A 14,730-nucleotide genomic window follows, 5' to 3' on the forward strand; every position below is an offset into this window, starting at 1 on the left:
CCCTTCGGTGTGCCGGCGGGTGATCAGGCGCCCGGGGCGTGGGTGTGCAGGGCGTCCAGGAGTGCGCTCTGCTGCTCGGTGAGCTTCCCCTCGGTGCGGGCCCCCGCCTGCTTGCGCAGCCATGTCCCGGGCCGGAAGGTCGGGTCCGCGTCGCCGCCGGTGCGGTTGGCGGGGCCGGTGAGGGTGCCGCCGGCCGTGAGGTAGGCGAGCAGGCGGCGGTAGGAGCGGTTCCAGTCCGGGTCCAGGCGCCACAGCTCGTCCAGGGCGTCGAGCTTCGCCGTCTGGCCGGGGGTGAGGCCGGCGGCCTTGCGCTGGCGGCGCATCCATTGCCCCACCGCGTAGTCGTCGAGCTTCGCGGTCGCCGGGATCGCGAGGTGGCCGTGCTGGCGGTGGAACGCGGTCGCGTAGGCGGCCCCGCGCTCCCAGGCGTTGGCGTTCTTCGACCAGATCATGCCGAGCGCGTCCAGCTCCGAGACGCGGACGGCATCGAGCAGGCCCTGGCCGTTGAGGTGGCGCTGGCGGGCGAGCCAGGAGATCAGCTCCGCGTGCGTGGCCTTGTCGGTCGGGTCGAGGTGGCCGTGCTCGATGTGGAACCGGGTTGCCAGGCCGTGCATCCGCTGCCACTCCGTGGCGCGCGGGTTGAACGCCCGCAGCTTCACCGCCTGGAGGATCGCGCCCGCGTGGTGGCGGGCGTTGATCTTCAGCCAGTCGACCGCAGACTCGGGCGCGGCCGACTGCTCGCCCTCGGCGGGGCCGGCCTCGGATGCCTTCGTGGTCGTGGTGGTGTGCGCGGCGGGCTGGGAGCGGCTGCCGCGCAGCTCGGTGATCCGGCCCACCACCCGGGCGTCGTGCGCCGCGAGGGCGCGCAGGACGCGCCAGATGGTGCGGAAGGAGCTGGCCTCGATCTCGGTGTCGGCCTCCGCCTTCACGGCCTCGCCGGCGTCGTGGACCTCGGCCGGGTCAGCGGCGGCGGTGTCGTCGCCGACCTCGGGCGTCGGGAGGTAGACGGGGATGATGACCCAGGAGACCTTGCCCTGCTGGTAGGACTGGCGCAGCGCGCGGCCGACGGCCTGGACGACGTCGATGACCGAGGATTTGGGGTCCGCGAAGCAGATGGCGTCCACGGCTCGGACGTCGATTCCTTCGGACAGGAGGCGGGCGTTGCAGAGGATGCCGCACTCCTCGCCGTCGTCGCCGGTGTGGGCCTTGAACTCGGTGAAGGCCTGCTTGCGGTGCTTGAGCTTGTCGGTGCCGGCGACCGCCTTCGCCCAGATCCGCTCGGGCCGGTCCTGGTCGGGGAGCAGTCCGGCGGTTTCCTGCAGCGTGGCGGCGAACTCGCGTGCGGCGGTGACGCGGGAGTGGAAGGTGATGACCCGGCGCAGGCCGAGGTCGGCGACAGCGCGCAGCACCGCGATCTGCAGGGCCAGCCTGAGGAGGTCCTCGTTGGAGCGCTGGGAGCGGAGGTCGGCGACGGCGGGCAGGTTGAGGAGTTCGCGCAGGTCCTCGTCGGTGACGACCGGGACCAGGACGCGGTAGTCGGCGAGGTAGCCGTGCTCGATGCCCTGGCCGAGCGACCACCGAAAAACGGTCTTGCCGTAGATCTCCTCGGAGTCCATGGAGCACAGGACGGGCAGCTCCTGGCCGTCGGCGGTGAGGTCGGCCAGGCCGGCTTTCGCCGTGCGGTCGTCCGCGATCCGCGGGGTCGCGGTGAAATACAGTCGGCGCTTCGCCGGGATCTTCGCGTCGTCGTGGACGGCCGCCCACGCCTTCCCCTCGGCGCCTGCCGTGCGGTGGGCCTCGTCGATCACCACGAGGTCCCAGGCGGGAAGGCCGTGCAGCTGGTGTGCGGCGGTGATCCGCTCCATGGACGCGTAGGTGGCGTACACAGTCACCGGCTCACCGGGCGTCACCATCGCGACCAGGTCCGCGATCTGCGGGGCCTGGGTGGTGACGGCCGCCTCGACGCGGCCGCCGGCCTCCGCGCTCTCCAGCGCCTCCTGGCGCGAGCACACCGCCACCGCCATGCCCCGGCGACCGCCCAGCAGCGACCAGGACTCGGCGGTCTGCTCCAGCAGCTCGATCGTCGGCACCAGGACCAGCGTCCGGCCGCGCGCGGCAAGGCGGCGGGCGCAGTTCGCGGCGATCAGCGTCTTGCCGGAGCCGGTGGCCAGGACCAGCGTCGCCCGCCCGCCGTCCTTCACCTCCCGCACCGCCGCCGCGACCGCGTCCTTCTGGAACCAGTGCAGCGTCACAGGCGCCACCGTGGGCACGGGAAGCTCCGGGGTCGGGCGCTGCCCGGCCGGCACGTGGGCCTGGGTGGCGGTGGTGGTCTCCACGGGCTTCGGTGCTCCTTCGGATGGTGAGACGGCGGGGCCGGTGCGGGCGGTGCTGTGGGAAGGTCGGTGCGGGCGGCCTCTGGCCGGGGCCAGGTCATGGATGGGCAGAGGCCGACCGGAACTACTGCTCGGGGATCCAGCCGCGGACCTCCAGGTAGGCGATGTCGGCATCCTCGACCGCGCGGCCGGTCTCCACCAGCCACTCCCTCATCGCCTCGGTGACGTCACCGTGGTGCTCGGCGACGCGCTGGGACCACTCGGCGGCGTCGAACCCGCCGGTCGAGCTGGAGCCGTAGGTGCGCTCCTCGGTGCCGTCCGCACGCGGGATGAACCCGCGGCGCAGGCCCGGCGAGTCGTCCGCCGACCCGGCCGAGTGGGCGTACTGGTCGGCCTTCATCCGGACCGTGAACGCGAGCTTCCCGCCGGCCTGGCCGGTCTCGTGCACCACCGGGGCCAGGTGCCCGGCGCCGGACTTGATGGCCTGGCGCCCGGCGCGGCCGGCCATGCTGCCGCCCGCCTCGCCCACGGTGTCCTTGCCGCGCACTCGTGCCCTCTGCCCGGTCTTCGTCCGGCGACGGGTGGTGTTCGCCTCCGCGATCCCGGACAGTGCCTCGGCGTCGCGCTCGCCGCCGCGCACCGCCCGCACCAACTGGCGCAGCGCGCCGACCATGGAAGCGCCCTTGCCCTTGGTGAAGAACTGCGACACGAGGGAGGCGTCGCGGCCGAGAATCTTGGCGACCTGGCGCTTGGTGTAGCCCTGGTCGATGAGCTGCTGGGTCAGCCTCGCGGCCTCGTTCGGGTTGTTCGGGTCGGCCGGGCTCACTGGTCAGCTCCCTTCTCAACGGCGGCGGCGAGTTCGGCGCGGCCCAGGCCGCGCAGCTTCAGGTACTGCTCCTGACTGGCCGGGTGCTCGACCGGGCCGGTCAGGTGGCCCTTGAGGAGGTAGTCCCCCACCTCGCCCCGGTAGGGCCAGGGCTGGCGCTCGGTCAGCGCGATGCCGTCCGTGCCGAAGTACACGACCGTGCCGGGCTTGGCGTGTAGGGCCCCGGCGTGGCCGATGACCTCCTTGCCCTGGCGGTACTTCATGTCCAGCAGCGCGGCGCGGGCCCCGGACCATACGTACGCGGCCCACTCGGGGTGGGCGTACGGGTCGCGGGAGAACCCGGCCTGCCGCTGCCACGTGGTGACGGTCTCGTCCTGGCCGAGGATCTCCACCCCGGCCGGCAGCGCCTCACCGATCGGGGTGGTGCCGGAGACCAGGCGCGGACGCTGCGCGAAGCCGCCCAGCCCGAACAGCAGCACCGACCGGACCGCGCGGGAGGCAAGGTAGGCCGCCTGCCTGTGCCGCTCGTCGCCGTGCAGCTTCGAGAGGTTGGTCAGATCCGCCCACGCCGACTTCAGGCGCTTGCCCCACTCGTCCAGCGGCTTGCCGTCCTCGAAGAGGAGACCACTGATGATCTCGATCTTCCACGGCATCAGGTGGTTGGCCAGCGCCAGGTGGACCTCGGCTCCGCCCGCCCACGTCGTGAACGTGGCGCCGGGCTCGGAGGGGTAGACCCAGGCGCGGTCACCGGTCACTGGGGCGGGCAGCAAGCCGACGTGGTTCCAGCCGGCCGGGACGGTCACGCGCACGTTCCAGTGCGAGCAGGACATCAGCGCCTTGGTCTGCTCCTGCTCGGTCATCGCGGCGAACGCGGCGGCAGTGATCCGGCGCGGGGTGCCGACCGGGGACTTCCACAGGTGCTTGGCGTAGGCGAACGTGCGGTCGTACTCCACCAGCGCGGGCAGCTGCTCCGGCACGCGGGGCGGCAGGATCAGCTCGGTGCGGCCCTGGCCGCCGGTCGCGTGCAGCAGACCCCGCAGCTCCTCGGACAGCACCGGGTAGCCCCCGGCCCACTTTCCGGTGGTGGGAATGGTGCGCGACCACAGGTCCCGGCCGGTCTGCGACGGCGAGCCCATCAGCACCGCGTCCTCCCAGTGCCGGCGCAGCGCCTGCCACAGCAGCCGGAACGCGTCCCGGCAGGTGATGACGTCGGCGCCGTCCGGGTCGAACCACTCCCCCATGGACCGGATCTCGGTGGCGCCGCTGTCCGGGGCCGCGGCCGGTGCGTAGCGGCCGACCGGCTGACGCTGGTGGACGAAGTGCCCGGCCAGCTTGTCCCGACCCGAGCCGACAGCGGTGGTCCACCGCTCCGACGGGGTGTTCAGCCAGGCCGCCACGGCGTCCTTCAGCGTGGAGTAGCGCTCGGCACCGTCGTGCCACGGGGCGCCCGCAGTAACGTAGATCCGCTCCGTGCCCGGCGCGGTCGCCAGGACCGCGTCCAGGATCTCGCCCGGGGAGCGGGCGCCGAGGTCGAGCCGCACGACCTGGTCGCGCACCGCCAGCATCCCGGCCGCCGCGTCCAGGAACACCGTGGAGCGGGCCTGCTGGGTGAACCGCGGCCGGGTGGAGACCAGGCCCGTGGTGACGGCCTCGAACCGCGCACCAGCCGGACCCGCCGGGAGAGCGGGCAGCCCACGCGGCCCGACCGCGACCGGAGTTGTCGGGACGACCGGCGCAGCGGCGACGGGCGCGGCCGGGGCGGCCGGGGCGGGCTGCTCGACGACGGCCTGGTCCTCGACCTCGGCCGGCGCCGGCTGCTCGACGACGGGGGCGGGACGGGTCAGCGCCGGGGCCACCGCGGCGAAGGGCTCGGCGACCGGCGCGGCCTCGGCTACCGGAGCGGGCGCGGCGGCGACGGCCTGGTCTTGCGTCGTGGCGCCACGGACGGCTGCCGGGGTCGGGTCCAGCAGCGGGGCGATCCGCACCACGTCGGCCAGCGTCAGCCCGGAGGCCTTCGCGATGGCCGGCGCCTGGGCGCCCTCGTACCCGGCGAGCCCGGCAACCCGGCGCGAACGCCGGTCGGTGAGCTTGTCCAGCTCCTTCCGCGCGGCCGCGACCGTCTTCTCGGCCGCCGTGATCTCGGTACGCAGCTCGCGCAGAGAGGCCAGCTCGGCGGTGTACGTCTTGCGGTCCATCAGGGTGTCACTTCCCTTCCGTCGCGCCGGTGTCGGCGCCGAGGGGGCGGGCCCGGCGGGCGAGGGTGAGCCAGCCGTCCGGGCCCTGGGTGCCGTGGATGTCGGCCAGGCCCGCGAGCAGGAAGGCGTAGGCACCGCGCTTGGGGGCCCGCGGCTGTGCGGTCCCGTTCTCCCACTTGGCGAAGGTCTCCCGACGGGTCTTCAGAGCCTCGGCCACCTCGACCTGGGTCAGGCCGGCAGCCTTGCGCAACCGCTCCCGCTCGGCCGGTTCCGGCAGGTCACCGCCGTCCCGGGCCTTGGCCAGCAGCGCGTCCACCGCCGCGAAGATCTCAGACATCACATACCTCCTATTCAGGAAGGTATCACAGAGCATCGCTTTCTACGCAACATTTTTCGCCACATGTAAGCCTCATTATGACCGCAAATTCGACGGCGGCCCCACGCCCAGGCCTGCGCGGCAAGGTTTGGTCAGGGGTCGGGAAGCCGGTATGAAACGGGCCACCCGCCATGACGTCGGAAAGACCGTCAAACGCGAACCCACACTCCAAGCCCACCTCGCCGCGCGAGGTTAAAGATCAAGCCGAGCCCCCACTGGCGCCGGCCGCGCGCCCGCGATCGATCTCTGTCTCTTCCATGGAAGCAACCTCCGTCTGGGGCGGAACGGCAGCCCCCGCACACCCCGGGGCTCGACCTCCCCATCCTCCGAGCCGGGCCGACCGCCACTCCCACCCCACCGGGCTGCCCTTCGCGCACCTGTCAACCCGCCGACACACGATCCGGTGCACTGGCGTGAATCCCGACGGCGGCGGTGAAGGCCTGCTGGGTGTCGTCCGACACAGGTGCCTGACACTGAAACGCCATGGCGGCATCACCCTCGGCGTGCGCATGGGCGCGTGCCGGGAGGCTGCCGGTGGACCTTAGGTGAGTCTGTGGGCGGCGTGAGCGACTTCTTAGGCGGTCCTGGATCGCGGGGGCGGGCCGGCGCCGCGTGCCTACGATCAGTGAGTCGGCAAGAGCGTTCTGCTGGCGCCGAGTTGGCCACCTGTGCGGTGGGCCTGCTGCTCCTTTCTGATGTGAGGGATCCGTCCATGACAGTCACGTCTCGCAACGGTCGTCATCGTTCTCGTTGGCAGCGGATGCGTCGTCGTCAGCGCTTCGCCTTGGGGGTGGCGGGGGGAACGCTGCTGGCCGGTGGCGTGGTTGCTGCCTCCTTTGCCGCCGTCCCGCCCACCGCGGGGCCCGCAGCGGGCGGGACGGGCACTCCCGCTGTCCCCGACCCGAACTGCACGCTCAACGTGCCGGCCGACCCACTCGGATCGAAGGGGTTGGCGACCGCCTATGTGCTGTCCGCGACCGACCCGGCCCAGGGTCCCTGCCGGGAGGCGAACGCCGCGCAGTCGGCGTTCGTCCAGGCCACTGTGGTCGACACCGACACGGGTGCGATCTCGATCTACAACCCCCTGGTCATCGACCAGGGCAGCGCTCCGGCCATCGCGCCGGTTGTTCCCGTGCTGCCGCGACACGCGGTGGTGGGCATCTGGTTCGGCTTCAACGGCGACACCCTCACTCTCGCGGGCAACACCGCCACCGGCCGCTGCGTCAACGGCAGCCCCGGCTCGACGTTCGGTCAGTTCGCCTACTGCAACGCCCCCGCCTTCTTCACCGCGGCGAACACCGCCATCCAGCAACACCAACTCACCGTGCCGCCCCTGGGCCGAGCACGCGACGGCGCGACCTGCCCCAGCACACGCGACTTCAGCGTCGTCGACCAGGACCAGAGCGACAACGTCACCACCGACTACCTCGCCGACACCCACGGCCGCACCGCCCAGAAGACCACCGCCAACTCCGCCACTCTCACCAACTCCACCGACCTCCTCAACGGCAGCGACAACCTCCTTCTGGACGCCTTCATCGACCCAGCTCTGGGGTGCTCGCCGTGGACGGCGCCCGACCTCGCCGACCCGGGTCACGCCGCCACCTCACTCGCGCTGGACGAACTCCAGGCCGCCGCCCGCCAACCGGCCCCTGTCGCGCTCGTCCCGCTGAACGACCCGATGGTCCTGATCGACAACCAGCCCAACCAGAGCAAGACCGACCTCTACCGCGCCGGCGTCGACCAGATACCCGCGGGCGGCGCGGCGGACGGCAACCCGGCGAAGTACTGCACCAACCTGAGCACCGTCGGTGCTTCACGGATCGCCCGGGACAGGCAGTTCACCGCGACCGCCTCGTCCCCGCAGCAGGGGCAGAGCCTCTACGACTTCCTCACCCATCGCCTGACCGCCTCGCTCTCGACCCTGGGCTGCCAGCAGACATCCCCCGCCCGCCCCACGCCCTGATCGTGGCGACAGCCGCGCGGCACGTCGCGGCATCCTGGAGAACATCCGGCACACCGGACTGATCCGTCGGAGCCGAAGCGGCAGACTGGACGCCGCGCACGGCACCCCATCCGCCACCGGCCGGGACACCCAAGCCGTCGCCGCGCCAGGCCGTGTGCGAGGTGGTGGCGCCGTGGCGCCGACGCCGGAAACGCTCGGCTCAGTGGCAGGCGGGGAAGTCGGGATGGAGCCGATCGCACGGCCCAGATCCACCTCACTCGCCCCGTCGGGCAGCACCGTCCGCGTCACTCCCCTCCCCTTTCACCGCGACCGTTCCTCGCCGGGCGAGAGCCGCCGACGGGACAGTCCACCCCATCCGACACTCCCGATCGGCCGGCGTCGGGCGGTGGGTAGTTGAGCACCCTACGGAGGAGGGCCTGTCGTGGATATGGAGTTTTTCGGTTCTCCTTGCCCGGCTTGTTCGGGGCGACGGAGGAGTTCACGGTCCGCCGCGCAGGGATGGGCGGTAGTGCCGTGACGGGCGACGTTCCCACCGTCACCAGCGGCAGCGGGATCGTCGCGGCGCAGTGAGGGACAGAGACGACAACCAGCCGATTGGCATGAGCATGGGATGTCTGCTTTGCGGCGGGCGTGGCCGCGCCGGATCGAGAGGTGTGCCAGTGTTCCGATTCGCACAGTCGAGCACGATCCTGCGAAGCGCCCGGCCCCAGACGCGCGGCACGCCCGCACCCGCCACGGCGCGGCTCGGCGCTCCGCCGTCGCCCGGCTCCGCAGCACATTCCATGCCTGGTCCGCCGGGTTGCCAGACGCGCCCGACGTGACGTCTCGCAGGCACTTCGTCCGATCGAAAGGGTGATCATGCGCTCGTTGCTGTCCTCGACTCGATTCGTGAGCCTCCTCGCCACCGGGGTCCTGCTCGGCCTGCTCGCCGCGAACCCGGCGGCCGCCCAGGACGCGCCGCTCCCGCTGCAGTGCCAGGCCTCGCCGCCGATCATCGCCGCCCAGACGTTCTCCCTCGACGAGGGCGTCACCGCGAACGCTCCCTCCAGCGTGACGGCCGGCAGCACGTTCGCCGTGTCGATCGCACCGGATGCGCTGACGGTGCCCGTCTCGGTCAGCGGCTACACCGTCAACTCCATCAGCGGTCTCACGCTCACCATGCCCATCCCCACCAACGCCACCCTGAACGGCGTGACGCTCTCCGGAGGCTCCGGACTCGGCAGCGGCACGCCGAACGTGAGTGAGAACGGGACCACCATCGTCCTCAACGTGCCCGGCCCCATCGCCGGCGGCAGCTCCTTCACCCTGCCCAAGGTCACCCTCGACCTCACCGCCGGCGCGTCCGGCACCACGATCGACACCCGGCTGGCCGGCAGCAGCTACGCCGATCCCGGACTCACCTTCACCGCAAGCGTCCCGTTCTGGTTGTTCACCCTCAGCGTCCCCACCGCTTGCTACCCGTCGCCCAACCCCGTCCTCAGCTCCACGACCGTGCAATAGCCGAACGGCACGAGAAGAGTACGGGGCCCGTGACCGTGTCGCCCGACGCCGAGTCGGCGGCACGATCACGTTGAACGGCAGGGGGCGCGGCCAGGGACACCCGTCGGGTCGGTCGATCATCCGTCGGACTGCCCGGCCTGCCGATCCGTGTGACAGTAGAGCCTGTGGGCGGTTCGCCCCGGACCGCTCGACGCGGACATCGGAGTGCGAGATGCCGAAGTATCTTGTGCGTGGCAGTTATACCGCCGAGGGCCTCCAAGGTGTCCTCCGCGATGGCGGCAGTGGGCGCCTTGCCGCCGTGGAACACGTCGTGACGTCGTGCGGCGGATCGCTCGAAGCGATGTACTTCGCCTACGGAGACGACGACTTCTACTGCATTCTGGACTTCCCGGACCACCTCACCATGGCGGCCGTGGCGATGACCGTGAAGGCAACGGGAGCCGTGCGGTCGTCCGCCGTCCCCCTTCTCACCGCAGACGAAGTCGATACGGCCGCCCGACGCTCGGTCGACTTCGCGCCACCCGGTGCCTGAGCCGGCCCTGCGCTCGCACAGCTACGGCGAAGTGACAAGTAGCTCTCTGTAGCCGATGTGACGGCGTGTTGTCCTGGGTTGGGTGTTCCCGTCCCGGTACGGCCGATCGTCGGCATCTTGATCACGCCGGAGTGGTCGATGTCGAATGGAAGGGCCTGGTCGTGCAGTAGGAGTGGGAGCCGGAGGAGCTGATCTCCGTCTGGACACTGCTGGAAGAGGACATGAAGCGGCTGCGGCACAAGTCCGGGGCGAACCGGCTGGGCTTTGCTGCTGAAGTTCTTCGAGGTCCAGGCCCGGTTCCTGGAAGGCCCGGCGGAGGTGCCAGCAGCCGCAGTGGAGTACGTGGCCCAGCAGGTGAAGGTGCCGGCCCAGGAGTGGGCCTCCTAAAAGTGGGCCAGCCGATCGATCAAACGGCACCGGGGGAAGATCCGTGCCGTGTATGGGTTTCCGGGAGACCACCGAGGACGACCAGGCCAAGCTGACGCAGTGGCTGGCGGAGGCGGTGGTGGTGGCCCGGTGCCGTAACGAACGGATCGAGCCGCCGACGCCGGGCCAGGTGCGGCGGCTGGTGGCGAGCGCGGTGAGGGTGAGAGCCTGTTTCTGAACCCTGAATGCGCAGGTCAGGGGAGCAATACCCGAAAAGCGTTCGCCCAACGGTCGCAGAGACCGTTGGGCGAACGGAACCACTGGGGCGCGATAGGACGAGGACACGCGTGGCGTTCTCTGTGAGCTGACCACAGCCCCCGCCAGCGCTCACTACGCCCTGCACGCGGTCGGCCGATCAGTCACCCATGAGCGTGGCAATGCCATTGTTTCCTTTACCACGCTCTGTCTGGGAATATCGTGCAGTGGATACGAATGGTGAAGCTTCCATTGCTGTGATTCCAGCTTGTGTAGGTATTCCAGCCTGACTGCCAAATTCCTGTATGTTTTGTGCCTTGCGCGGGGGGCGGGAGCTGAGCGGTGTTGTATCCACTCCATCCGGTTTGGTCCATGGAAAAATCCATGCCATCGGAATTGGCTACTATTTCGAATCCTGGGACAACTCGCCAGCCTGTATTGGTATTGTACTTCTGGGTTTTGAGATAGGTCTGGTGGCCCTGGTATACGGGGCAGTTAACTGCGGGGATGCCACCCCCAAGATCGAACCCTATCCCGGACACCGAGGCATCGGCAGTGACGTCATCAGAGTCTTGCACTACAGCTGGCGTGGACGAGCCCGCCGTGAGCTTCACGAACCGTCCGTTCGCGGAATACCGGGCCATAGATCCGGAAGGCAACTGGTTCGACCTCTCTGCACACGGCTTCGGCGGCGGGTCAGGAGGTGGATGGAGGGGAAGAGGTGAGGGGTGAGGGGGTGAGGGCAGGTAACGGGCGGGCTTGGGGTGATCAACTGATCACCAACGCCGCTGAGGTGTCGGTGCACGTCGCGCCACCCACATGTGCCACCGCCGAGATGACCGCGGATCGCGACCACGAACAGGGCTTAGCCGGGCTGCTCGTCAACGGGATCGGCCAGCGCATCGATCGGCACACCGATGACCTTCTCGATGTCAGCAACGGTGACATGAGGAGCAGCGTCGATGGTGCTCTTCGCCCAGTCGGCCCATTTGCTGTCCTCTACGAGCCCCGCCGACGTCGCGACCATGGTCGCGACGGACTGGATCTCCTTCTTGACGTCGACGCCGACAGCGGCAAGACCGTTGAGCAGCTCAAGTGTTTCACCGTACAGGGCAGCCGCTCCACTGTAATCCGCAGCGGAATAGGCCCGGTCAGCGGCGACCGCCTTCTCCATGATCTTCCTGAACGTCTCTTCAGCGGACATGATTTCTCTTCCCTGCTAGTTTCCCGTACAGCCTGAGGCGGTTCAGAAGTTGTAGTCGACCGGAGGTTCTTCCCGAACCGGTGGCACGATTTCCAGTACGCCGGGCGGTGTCACGTCCGCCAGTTGGTTCTGCACGTCGGTCAACTGCTTGATCAGCTTGCTCTTCTTCGCCAGCCGTTCACTCTTCTCCGTGGGAGTCTCGCTTGCGGTGCCGGTATTAACCCTTTTCAGCTCGTCATAGATTTCATGCGTGGCTTCCTGCTTGATATAGAACGAATCAGGGGTGTGGAACTGGATCTCGGCGAAGACCGGCTTGGCGAACACGAGGGCCCCGAAAGCGAGCCTGTCCTTCTCAGAGAGTTCCTTGATCTCGTCCTCGGACAGCACGAACCACCACTGGGAGTTGATCCCTCGATATCCGGTCGGCGAGGGCTTTATCCACAGGTTGTCGAACTTCAGCGACTGCCAGCCGAGCCCCTGGAACTTCTCGATATATTTGGTGACAGCCGCGGCGTAGTTGTTCGCACCGATCTGGATGGTCATCCGAATGGAGTCACGGGTCTTCTGCACCGCCGCGCGCTCGTTTCCCCCCACCTCCTCCAGATCGTTCAAGGCCTTGATCATGCTGGATTCGTAGGTCTTCAGCAGGAAATCCAGGCCGACGTTGGTCGCGACCTGGGTCGTAGCCTGGCCGATGAGACCGGCCATCTGGCGAAGCAGGTCCGGCGCGGACAATGTTCCGCCGTTCTTCGCCGCTTGCGCCGCCGCCCGGAACTTGGCCGCCACCGCATCGGCCGCTCGCTCGTTCTCCTTGCGCTTCTCATCGTCCGGCAGGAAGACGGACGGAGTGGGAAATGCGAACGTCTTCCGCTCCAGCATGTCGAGCACGACTGACCTCTTCACTTCCGCAAGGTCGTGCAGGACCTTTCTCTGAAGCGCCTGCAGCTGGAGTGTCTTGACCTCGACATCCGCAGAAATTGCTTCTGTGACGGTCCTCGCTTCCGGCGAGTGTGCGGCCGGCCGCTGATACTCTACGCCCGGCTGCGGTTCCGGCAAGCCAAGAATGGCACGCTGCCGCCTTTTGGTGTCGTCCGCGTACATGATGAAGATCTGTTGCCGGAACCTGAGGTACAGGAGCTCGTACTTCTCGATCTCGTCGCACAGGAGTCCGGAATAGAGTTCCATTCCAAGATTCAGTTCCAGCGCCTTGCCGAGCAGGCCGGCCAGCTTCGGCGCGGCTGCGCTCCCGTCGACCGCAAGGTACTCGATGAGCCCGTCGATCCACTTCCTGTCCGGCTCGTGGTGAAGGTTGGCCAGAAGATTCGGAAGGTAGTAGTAGGTGGGCCAGCCATACGGGTACTCGTTGAGAAAGTAGGCGCGTTGGTTGCGACATTCCCAATCCGTCTCCTCGCCAACATCCCAGCTGGTCGATGTCAGATAGAATTCGGCGACATCCAGCACCGCCTCCCTCTGCCCGACAGTGAGCCCATCACTGATGACGAGCTCGGCAAGCTCCTTATCCTCCGTCGGAACGACGATATCGCCCCCGAGCTGGGGAGTGAGATCATGGTGATCGCCGGCGCCGACCGCCGTAACGGTGACCTCGATCTCCCTGCGGTCCTCCGTTGCCCTGGTGCGCGGGGTCGGAGCGATGTCGAAATACGTCTCGGCAGGCTGGGTCACAGTGACGTTAAAGCCGGGGTGCTTGCGTGGCTCCATAGGTGGTCACCAGTTCCTTTGAGATCTTTTGGCGAGAGGGGTGTGCGGCAGCCGTGCTGCTCATATCGCGCGCGGGCGGAGGGGTGTACGGCCTGTGGCACGAGACGCGGAGGCGCTGCACCCCGGAAATGACCGCACGACGCCGCGACGAGCCCGGCACAGAACGTTTTGAATCATGAGCCTTTTCTTCTGCCGCAGCAGACCTGCACGCAGTGGGTCACCGCGCGGGGCCGGCGGCGCTCTCCTAACTCGACGATGCCACCGGGCCGATGGCGGACCGCCGCGCCCTGGCATGCCCCCTCCAGGAGCTCCCACCACCATGCCCCGGCCCGTGCACCGTTCCACTCCTCCATGCGGCGGACTGATGCACTGGGGTGCACCTCCACCGACCGGAGGACTGCGCCGGTGGCGATGAGCTGATCGCAGCACTGTCGACGTGAGGGAGCAGCTGTGACCTGCGATGCGGGCCGGATGTGTTGATCACCCGGGTGAGCCGGGGCCGAACAGCTCGCCGGTCGCCGGCGCGGGGAGGCCGGCGGATCGGATTCGAGCTGACCGAAACCCTGCTGCCCCGCGGAATGCGCCGAAGCCTCTGCTGGAATGCCGACCGGGAGGCCGACCACCGTTCGCCGGCATTGGTGAGCAGGCAGGAGCCGAGCAGAGCAGTGATCCCGTCCGCATCCAAACCCACTGCGGTGAAGCTCAGTTGCCGCACCCGTTCGCCGTACTCCTCCACCGCGAGGTTGGCGACGGCAGCGTCGCAGGCGAGCATCCGGTCAGGGCGGCCGACGAGCCAGAAGTGTCCGCGGCCGAGCCGGTCGAGCCGCCTCGTACAGGCGACCGGGGTGCAGCGGGCGGCGGGGCGCAGGTGGCGCGGCATCGCCGGCCCGGCACGCCGTCGTTCAGTCCGGGGCGAGGACCTCACCCGGTGGCCGCAGCGCCTGGCCACCGCGCCTGACGACCGGTGGTTCCGTCGACCACGGGAAGTTGATCCAGTCGTCGGTCCGCTTCCATACGTACTCGCACTTCACCAAGGAGTGCGACTTCTCGTAGAGGACGGCGGACCGCACCTCGGCGACGTGGCTGAGGCAGAAGTTGTGCACCAGCTCCAGCGTCTTTCCCGTGTCGGCGACGTCGTCGGCGATCAGCACCTTCTTGTTGGAGAAGTCGATCGCCTGAGGCAGGGGCGCCAGCATGACGGGCATGTCGAGTGTGGCGCCCACGCCCGTATAGAACTCGACGTTGACGAGGTGGATGTTCTTGCAGTCCAGCGCGTACGCCAGACCGCCGGCCACGAAGACGCCGCCACGCGCGATGCTCAGGATGAGATCGGGCTCGTACCCGTCGTCGGCGATCGTCTGCGCGAGTTCGCGCACCGCCCGTCCGAATGCCTGGTAGTCCAGGGTCTCGCGCTCGTCAGTCACATCGTTCAGTCTCAGGGGCGGCTCGGCGCGCATC

The 14,730-nt window shown here is 69.0% G+C and carries 11 protein-coding genes and 1 pseudogene; 5 read left to right on the top strand and 7 right to left on the bottom strand.

Translation table 11 applies throughout. The annotated features are described in order from the left end of the window. Positions 1 to 23: 23 nt before the first annotated feature. The 4 genes from BS80_RS00505 to BS80_RS00520 form a co-directional block, all read right to left on the bottom strand. On the bottom strand, positions 24 to 2,336 hold the full coding sequence (locus BS80_RS00505; RefSeq protein ID WP_051965541.1) for a DEAD/DEAH box helicase: 2,313 nt from the start codon (positions 2,334 to 2,336) through the stop codon (positions 24 to 26). A gap of 121 nt (positions 2,337 to 2,457) precedes the next feature. Then, on the bottom strand, positions 2,458 to 3,159 hold the full coding sequence (locus tag BS80_RS00510; RefSeq protein WP_035791401.1) for a hypothetical protein: 702 nt from the start codon (positions 3,157 to 3,159) through the stop codon (positions 2,458 to 2,460). After that, positions 3,156 to 5,354, bottom strand: a complete 2,199-nt coding sequence (locus BS80_RS00515) for a hypothetical protein (RefSeq protein WP_035791403.1) — start codon at positions 5,352 to 5,354, stop codon at positions 3,156 to 3,158. The genes BS80_RS00510 and BS80_RS00515 overlap by 4 nt, the downstream gene beginning before the upstream one ends. 7 nt (positions 5,355 to 5,361) lie before the next feature. Further along, the gene (locus BS80_RS00520) at positions 5,362 to 5,691 is read right to left on the bottom strand and encodes a helix-turn-helix transcriptional regulator (protein ID WP_035791404.1); all 330 of its coding nucleotides are present in this window, start codon (positions 5,689 to 5,691) and stop codon (positions 5,362 to 5,364) included. Positions 5,692 to 6,442: 751 nt separating this feature from the next. Here BS80_RS00520 and BS80_RS00525 point away from each other — a divergent pair. The 5 genes and pseudogenes from BS80_RS00525 to BS80_RS40200 all read left to right on the top strand — a co-directional run bounded on the left by BS80_RS00525 (position 6,443) and on the right by BS80_RS40200 (position 10,332). Next, on the top strand, positions 6,443 to 7,696 hold the full coding sequence (locus BS80_RS00525) for a hypothetical protein (RefSeq protein WP_198045387.1): 1,254 nt from the start codon (positions 6,443 to 6,445) through the stop codon (positions 7,694 to 7,696). 888 nt (positions 7,697 to 8,584) lie between these two features. Next, positions 8,585 to 9,196, top strand: coding sequence for a cyclase (locus BS80_RS00530; RefSeq protein ID WP_198045388.1), 612 nt, complete (start codon positions 8,585 to 8,587; stop codon positions 9,194 to 9,196). A 211-nt stretch (positions 9,197 to 9,407) separates the two neighbouring features. Beyond that, entirely contained in the window at positions 9,408 to 9,728 is a 321-nt protein-coding gene (locus BS80_RS00535) for a GYD domain-containing protein (protein WP_035791406.1), read from the top strand. Between the two features lie 261 nt (positions 9,729 to 9,989). Continuing rightward, positions 9,990 to 10,115, top strand: a pseudogene (locus BS80_RS38830) (hypothetical protein); the annotation flags it as partial. A 52-nt stretch (positions 10,116 to 10,167) separates the two neighbouring features. Further along, complete coding sequence (locus BS80_RS40200) at positions 10,168 to 10,332, top strand: DUF4158 domain-containing protein (protein WP_157535710.1); 165 nt, start codon at positions 10,168 to 10,170, stop codon at positions 10,330 to 10,332. Positions 10,333 to 11,214: 882 nt separating this feature from the next. Here BS80_RS40200 and BS80_RS00545 read toward each other — a convergent pair. The 3 genes from BS80_RS00545 to BS80_RS41450 all read right to left on the bottom strand — a co-directional run bounded on the left by BS80_RS00545 (position 11,215) and on the right by BS80_RS41450 (position 14,729). Beyond that, positions 11,215 to 11,553 (bottom strand): hypothetical protein, encoded by a 339-nt coding sequence (locus BS80_RS00545; RefSeq protein WP_035791407.1) that lies wholly within the window; start codon positions 11,551 to 11,553, stop codon positions 11,215 to 11,217. Positions 11,554 to 11,595: 42 nt separating this feature from the next. Next, on the bottom strand, positions 11,596 to 13,272 hold the full coding sequence (locus tag BS80_RS00550) for a hypothetical protein (protein ID WP_035791409.1): 1,677 nt from the start codon (positions 13,270 to 13,272) through the stop codon (positions 11,596 to 11,598). A 902-nt stretch (positions 13,273 to 14,174) separates the two neighbouring features. Beyond that, positions 14,175 to 14,729: a phosphoribosyltransferase gene (locus BS80_RS41450; RefSeq protein ID WP_198045421.1), complete on the bottom strand. Its 555-nt coding sequence runs from the start codon at positions 14,727 to 14,729 to the stop codon at positions 14,175 to 14,177. Between the last annotated feature and the right edge of the window lies 1 nt (position 14,730).

Source organism: Kitasatospora mediocidica KCTC 9733, from assembly GCF_000744225.1.
GTDB classification, from domain to species: domain Bacteria; phylum Actinomycetota; class Actinomycetes; order Streptomycetales; family Streptomycetaceae; genus Kitasatospora; species Kitasatospora mediocidica.